At 70.5% G+C, this 13987-nt stretch carries 22 protein-coding genes; 14 read left to right on the top strand and 8 right to left on the bottom strand.

Annotation, left to right across the window (positions count from 1 at the left end):
* Positions 1-172 precede the first annotated feature (172 nt).
* The 4 genes from ACBR40_RS21025 to ACBR40_RS21010 all read left to right on the top strand — a co-directional run bounded on the left by ACBR40_RS21025 (position 173) and on the right by ACBR40_RS21010 (position 3155).
* Positions 173-958 carry a hypothetical protein gene (locus ACBR40_RS21025; protein WP_371249844.1) on the top strand — a complete coding sequence of 262 codons (786 nt, stop codon included), beginning with the start codon at positions 173-175 and terminating at the stop codon, positions 956-958.
* Between the two features lie 66 nt (positions 959-1024).
* On the top strand, positions 1025-1615 hold the full coding sequence (locus tag ACBR40_RS21020; RefSeq protein ID WP_371249843.1) for a DinB family protein: 591 nt from the start codon (positions 1025-1027) through the stop codon (positions 1613-1615).
* A gap of 17 nt (positions 1616-1632) precedes the next feature.
* Positions 1633-1992: a bleomycin resistance protein gene (locus tag ACBR40_RS21015; RefSeq protein WP_371249842.1), complete on the top strand. Its 360-nt coding sequence runs from the start codon at positions 1633-1635 to the stop codon at positions 1990-1992.
* 158 nt (positions 1993-2150) lie between these two features.
* Entirely contained in the window at positions 2151-3155 is a 1005-nt protein-coding gene (locus ACBR40_RS21010) for a polysaccharide deacetylase family protein (protein WP_371249841.1), read from the top strand.
* Between the two features lie 10 nt (positions 3156-3165).
* On the opposite strand, the gene ACBR40_RS21005 is transcribed toward ACBR40_RS21010, so the two are convergent.
* A complete protein-coding gene (locus tag ACBR40_RS21005) occupies positions 3166-3813 on the bottom strand; it encodes a helix-turn-helix domain-containing protein (protein ID WP_344211035.1) in 648 nt (215 codons plus the stop codon).
* A 102-nt stretch (positions 3814-3915) separates the two neighbouring features.
* Here ACBR40_RS21005 and ACBR40_RS21000 point away from each other — a divergent pair, with 102 nt between their 5' ends.
* Both ACBR40_RS21000 and ACBR40_RS20995 read left to right on the top strand, forming a co-directional pair.
* On the top strand, positions 3916-4203 hold the full coding sequence (locus tag ACBR40_RS21000) for a DUF4287 domain-containing protein (protein WP_371249840.1): 288 nt from the start codon (positions 3916-3918) through the stop codon (positions 4201-4203).
* A 106-nt stretch (positions 4204-4309) separates the two neighbouring features.
* The gene (locus ACBR40_RS20995; RefSeq protein WP_344211039.1) at positions 4310-5101 is read left to right on the top strand and encodes a polyprenol monophosphomannose synthase; all 792 of its coding nucleotides are present in this window, start codon (positions 4310-4312) and stop codon (positions 5099-5101) included.
* On the opposite strand, the gene ACBR40_RS20990 is transcribed toward ACBR40_RS20995, so the two are convergent.
* Positions 5058-5459, bottom strand: a complete 402-nt coding sequence (locus tag ACBR40_RS20990) for a hypothetical protein (protein ID WP_371249839.1) — start codon at positions 5457-5459, stop codon at positions 5058-5060. The genes ACBR40_RS20995 and ACBR40_RS20990 overlap by 44 nt on opposite strands.
* A gap of 60 nt (positions 5460-5519) precedes the next feature.
* Here ACBR40_RS20990 and ACBR40_RS20985 point away from each other — a divergent pair, with 60 nt between their 5' ends.
* The 4 genes from ACBR40_RS20985 (at position 5520) to ACBR40_RS20970 (ending at position 8200) form a co-directional block, all read left to right on the top strand.
* Positions 5520-6422: a polysaccharide deacetylase gene (locus tag ACBR40_RS20985; RefSeq protein WP_344211043.1), complete on the top strand. Its 903-nt coding sequence runs from the start codon at positions 5520-5522 to the stop codon at positions 6420-6422.
* A complete protein-coding gene (gene glsA / locus ACBR40_RS20980) occupies positions 6419-7327 on the top strand; it encodes a glutaminase A (protein WP_371249838.1) in 909 nt (302 codons plus the stop codon). Before ACBR40_RS20985 ends, glsA begins: the two co-directional genes overlap by 4 nt.
* Positions 7328-7393: 66 nt before the next feature.
* Entirely contained in the window at positions 7394-7780 is a 387-nt protein-coding gene (locus ACBR40_RS20975) for a helix-turn-helix transcriptional regulator (RefSeq protein ID WP_344211047.1), read from the top strand.
* Between the two features lie 9 nt (positions 7781-7789).
* Positions 7790-8200: a VOC family protein gene (locus ACBR40_RS20970; protein WP_344211049.1), complete on the top strand. Its 411-nt coding sequence runs from the start codon at positions 7790-7792 to the stop codon at positions 8198-8200.
* Between the two features lie 4 nt (positions 8201-8204).
* Here ACBR40_RS20970 and ACBR40_RS20965 read toward each other — a convergent pair whose 3' ends face one another.
* Entirely contained in the window at positions 8205-8777 is a 573-nt protein-coding gene (locus ACBR40_RS20965; RefSeq protein ID WP_344211051.1) for a TetR family transcriptional regulator, read from the bottom strand.
* A gap of 72 nt (positions 8778-8849) precedes the next feature.
* Here ACBR40_RS20965 and ACBR40_RS20960 point away from each other — a divergent pair, with 72 nt between their 5' ends.
* Together ACBR40_RS20960 and ACBR40_RS20955 are read left to right on the top strand one after the other, a co-directional pair.
* Positions 8850-9419: a dihydrofolate reductase family protein gene (locus ACBR40_RS20960; protein ID WP_371249837.1), complete on the top strand. Its 570-nt coding sequence runs from the start codon at positions 8850-8852 to the stop codon at positions 9417-9419.
* 17 nt (positions 9420-9436) lie between these two features.
* The gene (locus ACBR40_RS20955) at positions 9437-9589 is read left to right on the top strand and encodes a hypothetical protein (protein WP_371249836.1); all 153 of its coding nucleotides are present in this window, start codon (positions 9437-9439) and stop codon (positions 9587-9589) included.
* Here the strand turns inward: ACBR40_RS20955 and ACBR40_RS20950 are convergent.
* Positions 9583-10557 (bottom strand): helix-turn-helix transcriptional regulator, encoded by a 975-nt coding sequence (locus tag ACBR40_RS20950; RefSeq protein ID WP_371249835.1) that lies wholly within the window; start codon positions 10555-10557, stop codon positions 9583-9585. The genes ACBR40_RS20955 and ACBR40_RS20950 overlap by 7 nt on opposite strands.
* 111 nt (positions 10558-10668) lie before the next feature.
* On the opposite strand from ACBR40_RS20950, the gene ACBR40_RS20945 reads away from it, so the two are divergent.
* Positions 10669-11064 (top strand): RidA family protein, encoded by a 396-nt coding sequence (locus tag ACBR40_RS20945; protein ID WP_344211644.1) that lies wholly within the window; start codon positions 10669-10671, stop codon positions 11062-11064.
* Positions 11065-11112: 48 nt separating this feature from the next.
* On the top strand, positions 11113-11730 hold the full coding sequence (locus ACBR40_RS20940) for a hypothetical protein (protein WP_371249834.1): 618 nt from the start codon (positions 11113-11115) through the stop codon (positions 11728-11730).
* Between the two features lie 2 nt (positions 11731-11732).
* On the opposite strand, the gene ACBR40_RS20935 is transcribed toward ACBR40_RS20940, so the two are convergent.
* From ACBR40_RS20935 to ACBR40_RS20920, 4 genes are all read right to left on the bottom strand, one after another.
* The gene (locus tag ACBR40_RS20935; protein WP_371249833.1) at positions 11733-12050 is read right to left on the bottom strand and encodes a winged helix-turn-helix domain-containing protein; all 318 of its coding nucleotides are present in this window, start codon (positions 12048-12050) and stop codon (positions 11733-11735) included.
* Positions 12050-12523 (bottom strand): hypothetical protein, encoded by a 474-nt coding sequence (locus ACBR40_RS20930; RefSeq protein WP_344211063.1) that lies wholly within the window; start codon positions 12521-12523, stop codon positions 12050-12052. The genes ACBR40_RS20935 and ACBR40_RS20930 overlap by 1 nt, the downstream gene beginning before the upstream one ends.
* A 126-nt stretch (positions 12524-12649) precedes the next feature.
* The gene (locus tag ACBR40_RS20925) at positions 12650-13366 is read right to left on the bottom strand and encodes a hypothetical protein (protein ID WP_371249832.1); all 717 of its coding nucleotides are present in this window, start codon (positions 13364-13366) and stop codon (positions 12650-12652) included.
* The gene (locus ACBR40_RS20920) at positions 13359-13946 is read right to left on the bottom strand and encodes an RNA polymerase sigma factor (protein ID WP_371249831.1); all 588 of its coding nucleotides are present in this window, start codon (positions 13944-13946) and stop codon (positions 13359-13361) included. Before ACBR40_RS20920 ends, ACBR40_RS20925 begins: the two co-directional genes overlap by 8 nt.
* Positions 13947-13987 lie beyond the last annotated feature (41 nt).

The raw sequence follows: 13987 nt of genomic DNA, 5'->3' as shown, positions 1-13987 counted from the left end.
GCTCCTTCCGCTCCGAAAATGTGACAGCGCTGTATATCAGCCCTTGACCACACCTCTCCAACCGTTTTCGCCCGCGCGGTAAAGAGCGTTAGATCCAACCATGAAGTAATTCAAACGTCACTTAGGGTAATGATCACTGCGGATGATCGGATAAGCACTCGCAGGGAGCATCATGTACAAGCACGCCATCCTGGCACTCGCCACCGCCTCGGGCCTCCTCATGGCCGCCGAGCCGGCCTCGGCGGAGAAGCTGCCCGTCCACGTCACGTGCGGGGGCGAGGACGCCGTCAAGATCGACGTCCCGTCGCCGCCGGACGACATGACCGTCGGGGAGCTCCGCGAGCGGCTGCTGGCGATGTCCGCCCGGAGCTGGGCGCCCGTCCACGCCGCCGTGCGGTGGCAGGCCCCGTCGGGGACGTCGATCCGTACGATCCTGCTCGACAGCCTGCGCGCGTGCCGCGGCGTCAGGACCGAGCAGAAGACCGCCGCCGAGGCGGACGTGATCGGCGACGACACGGAGGCGTTCGAGCTCGGCATGCTCGGCACGCCCGACGTCGCGACGATGCTCGAAACCCTGGTCGCGGATCCGCCGGCCTGCTGGCCGACCCTCCAGGCAGCGACCGACGAGGAGACCGGCGAGGAGACCGACGCCGACGAGGAGACGGACGAAGAGCTCGACGAGGAGACCGAGTCCGACGACGAAGCCGAGGTCGCCGAGGAGACCGAGGTCGCCGACGCGCAGCCGGCGGCGCTGCTCGACGCGATCGGCCTGCGGGAGCTCCTGGACGCCGTGCTCGCCGGACCGGTCACCTGCGCCCCCGGCACCGCTCCCACCTCCTTCTTCACCGCCCCCACGTCCTTCTTCACCGTGCCCGAGGTGCCGCTGATCACGTACGAGCCCTCCCTCATGGACAGACTCGGGCTCAGCGCCGCCCTCGACCGCGTCATGGGCGGCTGAACACCACCGGCAGGGTCGCCGGCCCAGGACCAACAGATCTGACCAGGCGCTGACACAATGGCCGCCATGACGACATCGGACCCCAAAGCAGACCTTCACCACTACCTCAGGAGCGCGCGCGAGGCCCTCCTGTGGAAGCTCGACGGCCTGTCCGAGTACGACGTCCGCCGCCCGCTCACCCCCACGGGCACCAACCTCCTCGGCCTGGTCAAGCACCTGGCGGGCGTCGAGTACGGCTACTTCGGCGACACCTTCGGCCGCCCGCCCGCCGAGCAGCCGCCCGGGTTCGAGGAGGGCGCCGAGCCGAACGCCGACCTCTGGGCCACCCCCGAGGAGTCCCGCGAGGAGCTCGTCGCCCTCTACCGCCGCGCCTGGGCGCACGCGGACGCCACGATCGAGGAGCTGCCCCTCGACGCCGTCGGCCGCGTCCCCTGGTGGCCGCCCGGCCGCGACGCCGTGTCGCTGCACCGCGTCCTCGTCCACGTCATCGCCGAGACCAACCGGCACGCCGGCCACGCCGACATCGTCCGCGAGCTGATCGACGGCGCCGCGGGCCTGCGCCGCGACAACGACAACCTGCCGGGCGAGGACGAGAGCTGGTGGGCGGACCATCACAAGCGGGTCGAGCAGGCCGCCCGCGAGGCGGGCGGCCGGTGACAGAGATGTCGGACAAGGTGAAGTTCGAGAGAGTCGCGCCCGTGCTGCCGGTACGGGACCTGGACGCGGCGCTCGACCGCTACCGCAGGCTCGGTTTCGCCGTCCGCGCCTACGCAGGCCCCGCCCGCTACGGGTACGCCGACCGCGGCGAGGTCTCGCTGCACCTGAGCGAATGGGACGAGCACGACCCGGCGCGCACCGGCGGGGTCGTCTACCTGTACGTCTCGGACGCCGACGCCCTGCACGCCGAGTGGACGGCGACCGGCCTCCCGGGGCGCTTCCACCCGCCGCACGACACCGACTACGGGCTGCGCGAGTTCGCGTACGTCGACCCCGACGGCACCCTGCACCGCGTCGGCTCCCGCCTCACTTCATGAAAGCTTCCCTACCACCGAAACATTTCAAGCCGTTTACCAGGGTATAGCTGACAGCACATCACCGACTCCCCGAAACATTTCCAGCTTTCGTTGACACGTTTCTAACCCGTTCCCACAATGACCGGAGGTGAGTCGCCCCCAACGATCAAGGACACGACATGATCGACAGGAAACGCCGCCCCACCCTCCTCGCCACGCTCCTCGCCGTCTGCCTGGCCGCCGCCGCCACCACCGCGCTGGCCGCCGGCCGAGCCCTCGCCGCCGACTGCAGCGCGGGCTACGTCGGCCTGACCTACGACGACGGCCCCAACCCCGCCAACACCACGAACCTGCTCAACACGCTGCGCGCGAACGGCCTGCGCGCCACGATGTTCAACATCGGCCAGAACGCCCAGAACAACCAGGCCCTGGTCCGCGCGCAACGCGACGCGGGCATGTGGATCGGCAACCACAGCTACACCCACCCGCACCTCACCCAGCTCGGCAGCGCGCAGATCCTCTCCGAGCTGCAGCGCACCCAGCAGGCCATCCAAGGGGCGACGGGCACCGCGCCCCGCCTGTTCCGGCCGCCGTACGGGGAGACCAACGCCACGCTGAGGTCCGTCGAGCAGCAGCTCGGCCTCACCGAGGTCATCTGGGACGTCGACTCCCAGGACTGGAACGGCGCGAGCACGGCGCAGATCGTCCAGGCCGCCGGCCGGCTGCAGAACGGCCAGGTCATCCTCATGCACGACCAGTACGCCACGACCGTGGCCGCCATCCCGCAGATCGCCGCGAACCTGCGCAGCCGCAACCTGTGCGCCGGCATGATCTCCCCCACCACCGGCCGCGCGGTCGCCCCTGACGGCGGCGGCGACCCCACGAGCGGGCCGACGACCCCGCCGCCCGGCGGCGGCACCTGCACCGCCACGATCCAGCAGGGCCAGCAGTGGAGCGACCGCTTCAACCTGTCGGTCACCGTCTCCGGCTCGGCCTCGTGGATCGTCACGGTCACCGTGACGCCGCCCCAGAAGGTCATCAACACCTGGAACGGCACCCCGTCCTGGGACTCCAGCGGGAACGTGATGACGATGCGCCCGAACGGCAGCGGCAACACCTTCGGCTTCACGATCCAGCACAACGGCAACTGGACCTGGCCGTCGGTCTCCTGCCGGACGAGCTAGAGGCCGCCGCTCAGAAGCGGAACAGCTCGGCGAACCTGTCGAACAACGCCCGGTCGCCCTCCACCCGTACGCTCCCGTCGCGCAGCACGTCGTCCACGGTCCTGGCGCCGCTCATCAGGTCGCGGACGGGCTGGCCCGCCAGGCGCTCGATCACCAGGTCGGGCGCCGGGTGCGGCCCGCGGCCGACCGTCAGCCGCCCGTCGTCCACCTGCGCGTGGAGGGTGAACTCGGCCAGGCGGACCTCGTAGCCCACGCTGACCCCCGACGCCGCCTCCGGCCGGAACGCCGTGCGGAAGGACATGGCGACCCCCTCGGCCGTGACGAGCTCGCCGGGGCGCGGTTCGCCCATCGTCCTCGCGCCCCAGCGGCCCAGGGCGACCAGCGCGGGTTCGAGGTCGCGGCCGTGGTCGGTCAGCTCGTAGACGACCGCCCGCTCGGGATGCGCCAGCGCCCGCCGGGTGGCCAGCCCCTCCTGCTCCAGCTGCTTGAGCCGGGCCGACAGGATGTTGGTCGGGATGGCGGGCAGGCCCTGGCGCAGGTCGGTGAAGCGCTGGGGCCCGGCCAGCAGGTTGCGGACGATCAGCACGGTCCACCGCTCGCCGACGATCTCCATGGCGCGGGCCAGGCCGCAGAACTGGCCGTACTCACGAGAAGTCACGGTACAGATCGTAGCTCCAAGATGCAGTTGACAAACCGTGCTTGCAAATAACAAGCTTCTGTTCGCCGGGACGGGCCGTTCCGGCAGAACGGAGATCCCCACGTGTCGTTCCAGGCGTACCTCGACAACATCGAGGAGAAGACCGGCCTGACCCCGCGCCAGTTCATCGCTCTGGCGAAGGAGCGCGGCTTCGACGAGCCGGCCACCAAGGCCGGCGTGATCGTCGACTGGCTGAAGGAGGACTACGGCCTCGGCCGCGGCCACGCGATGGCGCTCGTGCACGTCATCAAGAAGGGCCCGAAGATCGACGCCAAGCACGTCGGCAGCTCGGGTTCGCACCGTGACGAGAGCGACACCCTCTGGCTCGACGGCAAGGACAACCGCCCCTGAAACGGGACAATCACCTCTGATCAGTCGCGTGGATCTTGCTCACTCCGCCCGTATCGCCATAATCGACAGTTGCCGAAACGGGTATGAGGAGAGCATTTTGGACGACGTGACCGAAACGGACGCAGCCGCCCCGTGGGCGCTGCCGTCGCCGTGGCGGGATGCGCGCGTCGCCGTCGTGGTGCCGACCTACAACGAGGCCGGCAACATCGGGGACCTGACGGCGCGCGTTCTCGCGCTCGACCTGCCCAACCTGCGCCTGGTCATCGCCGACGACGACTCCCCCGACGGCACCGGCCTGCTGGCCGACGACCTCGCCAAGCACGCGAACGAGGACGGCCGCGACCGCATGGTGGTGCTGCACCGCACGGTCAAGGAGGGCATCGGCCGGGCCCACATCGCCGGCATGAAGGAGGCCCTCGCCCACGGCGACGAGTACGTCGTGCAGATGGACGGCGACCTCAGCCACCGCCCCGAGTACATCCCGCACCTGCTCGGCACCATCCTGGCGACCCGGGCGGGCCTGGTGATCGGCAGCAGGTACGTCGTCGGCGGCTCCCTGTCCACCCAATGGGGCCGGCACCGCCGCCTGCTGAGCCGCTTCGCCGGCCACTACGTCAACGCCATACTCAACCTGTCCGTACGCGACCCCACCGGCGGCTTCAAGATCTGGCGCCGCGACGTGCTCGAAGGCATCGGCCTCGACGCGATCCGCAGCGACGGATACAGCTTCCAGGTCGAGATGAACTACCGGTGCAAGCAGCTCGGCCACGCGATCGTCGAGCTGCCCATCCACTTCGAGGAACGCGCGGCCGGCTCCAGCAAGATCAGCTTCGCCGTGCAGCTGGAGTCCATGCTCACACCGCTCGCTCTCCGCTTCGGCCGAGCCGGCCGACGATGAGCACCGCGACCGGGTACGCGATCAGCCCGCTGGCCAGGGCGAGCAGGAAGCCGAACCACCACGCCCACAGCGGCAACGCCTCCACGACCAGCCAGATCACCACCAGCAGAGGCACGGCCACGACCGCCACGGGCCAGGCGGGCCGCACGCCCACCAGCCAGAGCAGCGGCCAGGCCACCACGGCCGCGACCCAGCGCCCCACGTCCCACGCCGGCTGGAGGTAGCCGAGACATCCGGTGTACTCGCCGCACAGGGAGGAGTCGGGGAAGAGCGCGGCCATGGCCATCGCCCACCCGACGACGGCGAGAGGCAGGATGATCCCGACCACACAGGCCAAAGCGACGCGTTTGGCGATCATCTCCGTATGGTGACACGCGCTATACCCGCCTGTGGAGGGCCCGCGGGTACGTCCTGTGGCATGAAGACCATCAACGTCTGCTTCGGCGTCGACGTGGACGCCGTCGCCGGCTGGATCGGCTCGTACGGCGGCCAGGAGTCCCCGAACGACATCCAGCGCGGCGTGTTCGCCGCCGAGGTGGGCACCCCGCGCCTGCTGCGGCTGTTCGAGCGGGAGGGCATCCGGACGAGCTGGTTCCTGCCGGGGCACTCGGCGGAGTCGTTCCCGGAGCAGATGAGCATGGTCGTCGAGGCCGGGCACGACGTCGGCGCGCACGGCTACATGCACGAGAACCCGGTCGCGATGTCGGCCCAGCAGGAGGAGGACGTGCTGGCCCGCAGCCTGGAGGTGCTCGACCGGGTGCTCGGCGTGCGGCCCCGCGGCTACGTCGCGCCCTGGTGGGAGATGTCGGAGCGGACCATCGACCTGCTGCTGCGCTACGGCTTCACGTACGACCACTCGCAGTCGTACCACGACTTCCTGCCCTTCTACGCGCGCAAGGGCGAGCAGTGGACCCGCATCGACTACGGGCGGGACGCCTCGACCTGGATGCGGCCGCTCGTCCACGGCCAGGAGGTGAACCTGGTGGAGTTCGCCGCGAGCTGGTATCTCGACGACCTGCCGCCGATGATGTTCATCAAGGCCTCGCCGAACAGCCACGGCTTCGTCAACCCGCGCGACCTCGAACAGCAGTGGCGCGACCAGTTCGACTGGGTCCACCGCGAGCTCGACTACGCGGTCTTCCCCATCACCCTGCACCCCGACGTCAGCGGCCGGCCCCAGGTGCTGCTGATGCTGGAACGGCTCATCGGCCACCTCCGCGCCCACGACGGCGTGCGGTTCATGTCGCTGGCCGAGGCCGAGGACGACTTCCGCGCCCGCTACCCCTTCGACGGCGAGGCCCGCCCGGCGGACGTGCGGTGACCTCCGGGCGCTGGCGGCCGCTGCTCGACGGCGCGCTCGCCGAGGCGGCCACGGTGCGGGGCGGGCGGGTCGTCTCGTACATCCCCGCGCTGGCCGGCGTCGACTCCGGCCTGCTGGCCGTGGCGATGGTCGCCACGGACGGCGAGACCGACGCCGCCGGCGACCGGGACGCCGGTTTCCCGCTGATGTCGGCGGCCAAGCCGTTCGTGTACGCGCTCGCGCTGGCCGAGCACGGCTTCGCGAAGGTGCACGAGCACGTGGGGACCGAGCCCAGCGGAGCCGCGTTCGACTCCACGGTGGTGCGGGGCGGGACGGGCACCCCGTTCAACGCGATGACCAACATCGGCGCCATCGTCACGACCTCGCTCGTGCGCGGCGAGGTGCTGGAGTTCCTGAGCCGCTGCGCCGGGCGTCACCTGGAGGTGGACGCCGCCGTGCTCGACAGCCAGCGCCGCACCGGCGACCGCAACAAGGCACTCGCCTACCTGGCGCACGCCCACGGCTCCCTGGTCGGCGATCCGGCCGAGGCCGTGGACCGCTACTTCACGCAGTGCGCGATCCGCGTGACGGTGGCGGACCTGGCCAGGATGGCCGCCACGCTGGCGGGCGGGGGAAGGCTCCCCGGCACCGGCGAGCGCCTGATCGAGGCGCGGGTGGCCCGTACGGTGCTGGCGGTGATGACGACCTGCGGCATGTACCAGGCGTCGGGGGCCTGGCTGGTGCACGCCGGGCTGCCGGCCAAGAGCGGCGTGTCCGGCTGCCTGGCCGCCGCGTTCCCCGGGCGGCTCGGCATCGCCGCCTACAGCCCGCCGCTCGACGAGCACGGCAACAGCGTGCGGGCGATGGCCGCCTGCGCGTACCTGGCCCAGCGGCTCGACCTCCACCTGCTCGACGTCCCCTGCTGATCAGGATTCGAGAAGCGATGATCAGCGGCCGGCGCGTACCTTGAGAGCCGATCGGAAGGAGAGCGTATGTGCCACCCTTCGTGGACGCGGGCGCTCAACGAGGCGCATCGCCTCGGCGAGCTCGCGCGGCTGCGCCGGGTCCGGGACCGGATCGACCGCGAGTACGCGCGCCCCCTGGACGTCGAGGCGCTGGCCCGCGCGGCGGGTCTGCCGCCCGCGCAGCTCAGCCGCCGCTTCCGCCTCGCCTACGGCCGCTCGCCGTACGACTATCTGATGGCCCGCAGGGTCGACCACGCGGCGGCGCTGCTGAGCCGGGGCGACATCGGCGTGGCCGAGGTGTGCCGCGCGGTCGGCTGCCCGTCCCCCGCCGCCTTCGCCGCCCGCTTCACCGAACGCCTCGGCGTGCCGCCGCACCGCTACCGGCCCCGGCCCGCGCCCGCGGGGACGGGCTAGCGTAGCCGTATGGACCTCAGCATTCACACGACCGTGCTCCCGCACGACGATCCGGACGCCTCCCTGGCCTTCTGGCGCGACACCCTCGGCTTCGAGGTGCGCAGCGACGTCGGGCAGGGCAGGATGCGCTGGATCACGGTCGGCCCCGCCGGCCAGCCCGGCATCTCCATCCTGCTGGCGCCGCCCGGCGCCGACCCCGGCATCACCGACGACGAGCGCCGGACCATCGCCGAGATGATGGCCAAGGGCACCTACGGCTGGATCCTGCTTGCCACCGCCGACCTCGACGGCACTTTCGCGAAGGTGCGGGACGGCGGCGCCGAGGTGGTCCAGGAGCCGACCGAGCAGCCGTACGGGGCCCGCGACTGCGCCTTCCGCGACCCCTCGGGCAACCTGGTCCGCATCCAGCAGCTGCGTTGACGTATCAAGCGTTCAACGCCCTTCGCACGGCCAGGTCCACCAGCTCGCGTACCTCCTGGTCGGTGAAGATGTCCGGCAGCGTCAGCCGCTCCACGATGAGCCAGTTCAGCGCCAGGTAGAGGAGCACCACCGCGGTCGAGTCGCCCGGCAGGCCCGAGGCGGCGTGATAGGCGATGTTGGCGTCGATGTCCTCGCGGATGCGCTTGGTGAGCACCGCCCGCAGCTCAGGGCGCCGGGTGGACTCCAGCCGGAGCTCCAGCAGGGCCAGGTAGCCGGTCTTGAAGGCGGAGATGCGGTCCACCAGCTCGTGCATGAGCTCGGCGTAGCGGGTCTCGTCCTGCACGCCCTCCCGGCCGCGGGCGATCGTCGCCTCGTCGGGCAGCAGCCGCTCGTAGATCCGCCCGCCGACCTGGGTGAACAGGTCGTCGCGGTTGGCGAAGTAGTTGGAGGCCGTGCCCGGGGGCACGGCCGCCTCCGCGTCGACGGCGCGGAAGGTCAGTCCCCGCGCTCCCTCCCTGGCCAGCACCTCGATGGCCGCGTCGATCAACGCCTGCCGCCGCTCGGGATTCCTGCGCACTTGACACCACTCCGTCTGTAGTACTACGTTTTGACCACTCCAAACAGAGTACTACATCGGGAGTTGCTCGATATGCGCAAGCTCGTCTACTACATCGCCGTCTCGCTCGACGGCTACATCGCGGGCCCCGGCCACGAGGTCGACTTCTACCCGGTGTCGGAGCAGCTGGCGGCCTGGATCAACGACCGTTACCCCGAGACCGTCCCCACCCATGTCCGCAAGCTCGTCGGCCTCGACGACGCGCCCAACCGGGTCTTCGACACCGTGGTGATGGGCCGCGGCACCTACGAGCCGGCCCTGGGCGTCACCACCAGCCCGTACACCCACCTGCGCCAGTACGTCGTCTCCAGCACGCTGACCATCGACGACCCCACCGTGCGACTGGAGAAGGGCGACCCCTTGGAGCTCGTCCGGCGGCTGAAGTCCGAGGACACCGGCAAGGACGTCTACCTCTGCGGCGGCGGCAGGCTCGCCGCCTCCCTGCTCCCGGAGATCGACGAGATCATCCTCAAGAGCTACCCCGTGGTGGCGGGCGACGGCATCCCCGCGTTCTCCGGAGCGTTCCGCCCCACCCTGTTCACCCCCACCAGGCGCGAGTCCTTCGACAACGGCGCCCAGATCACCTGGCTCACCAGGGCCTGACCCCCACAAGGAGGAACATGCACATCAAACTCCCCCTCTCGCTCACCCCGAAGCGCGACACCGAGCCCACGACGCGCGATCCCCGGCCCGCGGTCCGCGACCTCAAGCCCACCCACCGGACGAACCTCTCCCGCCGCCCGACGGCCGCCCCGCGCCGCAGCGGCTACTGACCCGCGGCGTAGCGGCCGGCCAGCGCCACGGCGCGATCGTGCAGATAGTCACGCAACCATTGCGGGGCCAGGGCCTCCGCGTACGTGGCCAGCTGCCACAACGCCCATCGGGCGTGCCGGTGATCCTGGAAGGACACCTCCATCCGCAGCCGGCCGTCCGCGTCGACCTCCTCGGCGATGACGGCCAGCGCGGTCCGCACCAGGTCCTCCCGCCGCGCCGGGTCCAGCCGTACCAGCACGGTCACCTGGTCCCCGCCGTTGCGGAACCGCGTGCTGCGCTCCTGCCAGGCCCGGTCGAGATCGACCCGGTCCGGCCGCTGCGCGGGCTCGTCAAGCTCCCTCGCGGCCAGGATCCGGGACAGCCGGTAGGTGCGGTCCTCCCCCGACCGCGTGGCCAGCAGGTAACCCCGGTCGCGTACGGTGACCAGGCCGACCGGGTCCACCGTGCGCCACCGCGGCTCCCGCCCCTCGGCCGCGTAGTGGATGTCCAGCTTGTGCCCGGCGAACACGGCCCGCAGGACCTCGGCCGCCACGACGCCGGGCACCTCCTCGTCGGTCAGCCGGCGCGAGAGGAGGTCGATCTCCGGCTCGATGAGCAGCCGCTCGGCCGCGCCGGCCGCGGTGTCCCGATAACCGTCGGGCAGCGCGTCCACCACCTTGAGCATCGCCGAGGCGAGCGCCGAGCCGAGCCCGAACGCCTGCGCGCCGCGCCGCGACCCGGCGACCAGCAGAGCGAGGGCCTCGTCGTGGTTCAGCCCGGTGAGCTCGGTACGGAAGCCGGGCAACAACGCGAAACCGCCGTTCCGTCCGCGTTCGGCGTAGACCGGGACGCCGGCCGCGGACAGCGCCTCGATGTCGCGCAGCACCGTACGGGTGGACACCTCCAGCTCGCGGGCCAGCGCGGTGGCGGAGAGCCGGCCGTACTGGCGCAGCAGCAGCACCAGCGAGACCAGCCGATCGGCACGCATCCAAGAACATTACCGAAATACACGACACAGGATGTCGTGCTTTGTTTGCCAAGCTCATCAACGCGCCCGAAAGGTGCGGGCGTCGATGCACCGAATGGAGCTGATGTGGCAATGGAGCGAACGCCGGTCAACCCGTGGCCGTGGTCCCTCGGGCTGGGCTACAACCAGGGCGAGGTCGTCTCCGGGCACACCCGGACCCTCTACTGCTCCGGGCAGACCGCGATGAGCGGCGAGGGCAAGCCCCAGCACGCCGATGACATGGGGGCCCAACTGGCCCTGAGCCTCGACAACCTGGAGGCCGTGCTCGGCGAGGCCGGCATGTCCCTCGCGAACCTCGTCCGGCTCAACGTCTACACCACCGACGTCGACCGGCTCTTCGAGCACTACGGCGTGCTGGCGTCCCGGTTGGGCGCCGCAGGGGTGGCCCCGCCCACCACGATGCTCGGAGTGACCCGGCTGGCGATCCCCGACCTGATGGTCGAGCTTGAGGGCACCGCCGTGGCGTAGAACTTCTCGTCACGGCCGTACATCTCATCATTTGTGATCATCAAGGCGATGACGGCGGCGTTGGCGATCGGCTCGCTCCTGGCAGGAACGAGCCCCGCCCACGCCACCGCCCCCAGGATTCCCAGGAACTTCCTGCTGACCGAGCCCGCGGCCGTCAAGGGACCCGTGGTCGAGGACGAGGAGTGGTGGGAGATGAGCGACAGCCTGTCCCGGCAGCTCGAGTTCAACCCCTGCCGGTCGAAGGGGAAGCCCCGCGACGGCCGGGTGGCGATGCGCACCATCACCTACTCCACCAGCGCGCCTTCGGGCACGAGCGAACAACTCGTGCTGTACCGGAATCCCCGAGCCGCCCAGGACGCCTTCCGCAAGCTCCGGGCCGACCTGGCCAGGTGCTCGAAACCGGGCGTGGTGAAGCGCGACCGGTTCGGCTACGTGGGCAAGCCGTTGCGCGTCGGTGACGAGGGTCTGTCGGTGGCGGGTCACGAGTACGCCGCGAGCGGCCGGCGGCTGTCGCAGTCCGACGACCTGGCGGTCATCGGACGCCGGGGCGCCGCCCTGTTCCTCTACACCGCCAACGCCAGGGGCAGCGGCGCGAAGAAGGAGATCACGGGTCAGGCCAGGAAGATGGCGAAGAAGGTGTGCGGCCTCCCGGGGGTGTGCGGCTGACGCTACGGGGCGGGGGGCCACTCCTCGCTGACGCGGGCGAGCGCGACGATCCGCTCCAGGGCCGCCGCGTGCCGCACGAACGCCTCCCGGCCCTGCGGGGTGAGCCGCACGTACGTACGCCGCGCCCGCTTGTCCTGATTTTTGCGCACATCGACGTATCCGGCGCCGGCCAGGGCGGAGACCTGCTTGGACAGGGCCGAGTCGCTGGTGCCGATCGAGTCCCGCAGGAAGCCGAAGTCCACCCAGTCGGCCGGCGCCAGCACCGCCACGATCGACAGCCTGGCCGGTACGTGCAGGAACTCGTCGAACTGCGGATCCATCAGCCTCGCCTGCCGTCCTGCCGGACGAGCGACCTCATGACGCGGCGGTTGAGCGGCGTGGCCGCGACGTACGCGAGGGCCGCCACGACGGCGCCGGCCATGGCCTGCGACATCAGACCGTGCGCGGGCGCGTCAAGGAGCGCGAAGGCCAGAGTGCGCCCGGCACCGAAGACCATGCAGACGCCGAGCAGCACCATCACGTGGTACAGCGTCTCCTGGAGGGTGGGCTGCCTCTGGACCGCGGCCCGATATTCGTAGACGATGCCCACCGCCGCGAAGAGGCCGAGCCCCACCCCGGCGCCGATGTACTGCCACGGCGCCCCCAGGTCGATCGCGGCGAAGCTGACGAAGAGGCCGAGCGCCACGACGATCACGCGGGGCATCGCGAAGCTGCGGCGGGCGATCTCGTTCCTGGTCGTGTCCTGGAGCCGGCGGATGTCGTCGAGCGAGGACTGGGCGTCGTGCGGGTTCAAAAGGCCACCTCCGAGGTCGGCATGACTACTTTCCCATAAGGAAAGTAGCACGTGCTTTCCTCTGAGGAAAGTCGTCATGCGAGGCGCGCTCCCCCCCGGTCCGAGGGGAGCGCGCGGGAAAGCGGATCAGCTGCCGGGCGGCGGCGTGGCGTCGCCGATGTCGCCGGCCGAGGGATCCGCCACGACCTCACACGGCTGGATCGGCCCGGTCGTCAGCCGCCCGCTGAACTGCCAGGCCACCCCGGGACGCGCCTCCGATGGCGTGACCGGATTCTCCATGACCTCGATCATCGCGATCTGGTCCGGCTTGATGTGGCGGGGATAGATGGTGATGCCGTCCTTCGGGCGAATCGCCTGGTAAGAGGCCGACTTCTGCAGTTTCTCCCGGAACCTGGCCTGCGTGGCGGCATCACCGCTCGACAACTCCTCGCCCGCGCCGAAGTCGTCGCCCTTGAGGAACGGCGCCCGGACGTTCCCGCAGCGCTTGCCGAGAGGCAGGTAGGTGATGTCGGCCCGCACACCCCACTCGGCCAGCTCCTGCTCGACCTGCTCGGGGTCCCGGAAATCGTAGACCTTGAGGTTGATCGACCCGTCCTGGTTCTTCGTCAGGGCGTACGCCGGGTCGGCGGAGCCGAGCAGGGAAGGCACGGCCACGCCCACCGCGACGGCCGCCGCCACAGCAGCGCCGACAGCGAGCCGCCGCCCGCCGAACGTGAGCAGCCTTCCCCATCGCCGGCCGCGCGGCGCCGCGGCCGCCTCCTGCGCGAGCCGGAGCCGCTGCCGGGCCAGGGAGTGCGGCGGCTCGTGCTCCAGCTCCTTGATGAGCGTCTTCAGTTCATCCATGACCGTGCTCCTCCAACGGATTGACCCCACCCAGGCTGTGACGGACCTTGCGCCGGGCCCGATTGAGTCGTGACTTGACCGTGCCGACCGGTATGCCGAGCGCGCGGGCCGCTTCCTCGTACGTCATGTCACTCCAGGCGACCAGCAGCAGCACGTCCCGGTCGCCCCGCGACAGCAGCGCGAGCGCGTTCAGCAGAACCGGCCGCGACCCCTGAGCGGTCAGCTCACGGGTGATCGCCTCTTCCGGCCCCTCGACGGGCTGGGCCGGGCTCTGCCGCTCCAGCGCGCGGTAGCGGCTGACCTCGGCCCTGCGATGACCGGTGATGAGCTTGGTCGCGATGCCCAGCAGCCAGGGCCGGGCATCGCGGTAGGAGATGTCGTACGCCTCGCGCCTGCGGAACGCGATCAGGAACGTCTCACCGACGAGATCCTCGGCGAGCTCCGGCCCGAGCCGGAAGGAGATGTACCTGTAGAGCGTCGCGGCATAGCGGTCGAACAGGGCGGCGAACTGCTCCGGATCATCGAGGGAACCTGCGATGATCTCGGAGTCCACCACCAGTGGTGACGTGTCGGTCACCATAGATGATCTGTCTTCGGCACTGGACCCCCTTCGAGATGTCA

Origin of the sequence: Nonomuraea sp. AD125B (assembly GCF_041402765.1) — a bacterium.
GTDB classification, from domain to species: Bacteria; Actinomycetota; Actinomycetes; order Streptosporangiales; family Streptosporangiaceae; genus Nonomuraea; species Nonomuraea bangladeshensis.
The sequence above is the reverse complement of the archived record's forward strand: the minus strand, read 5'-3'. Positions and strand labels throughout refer to the sequence as shown.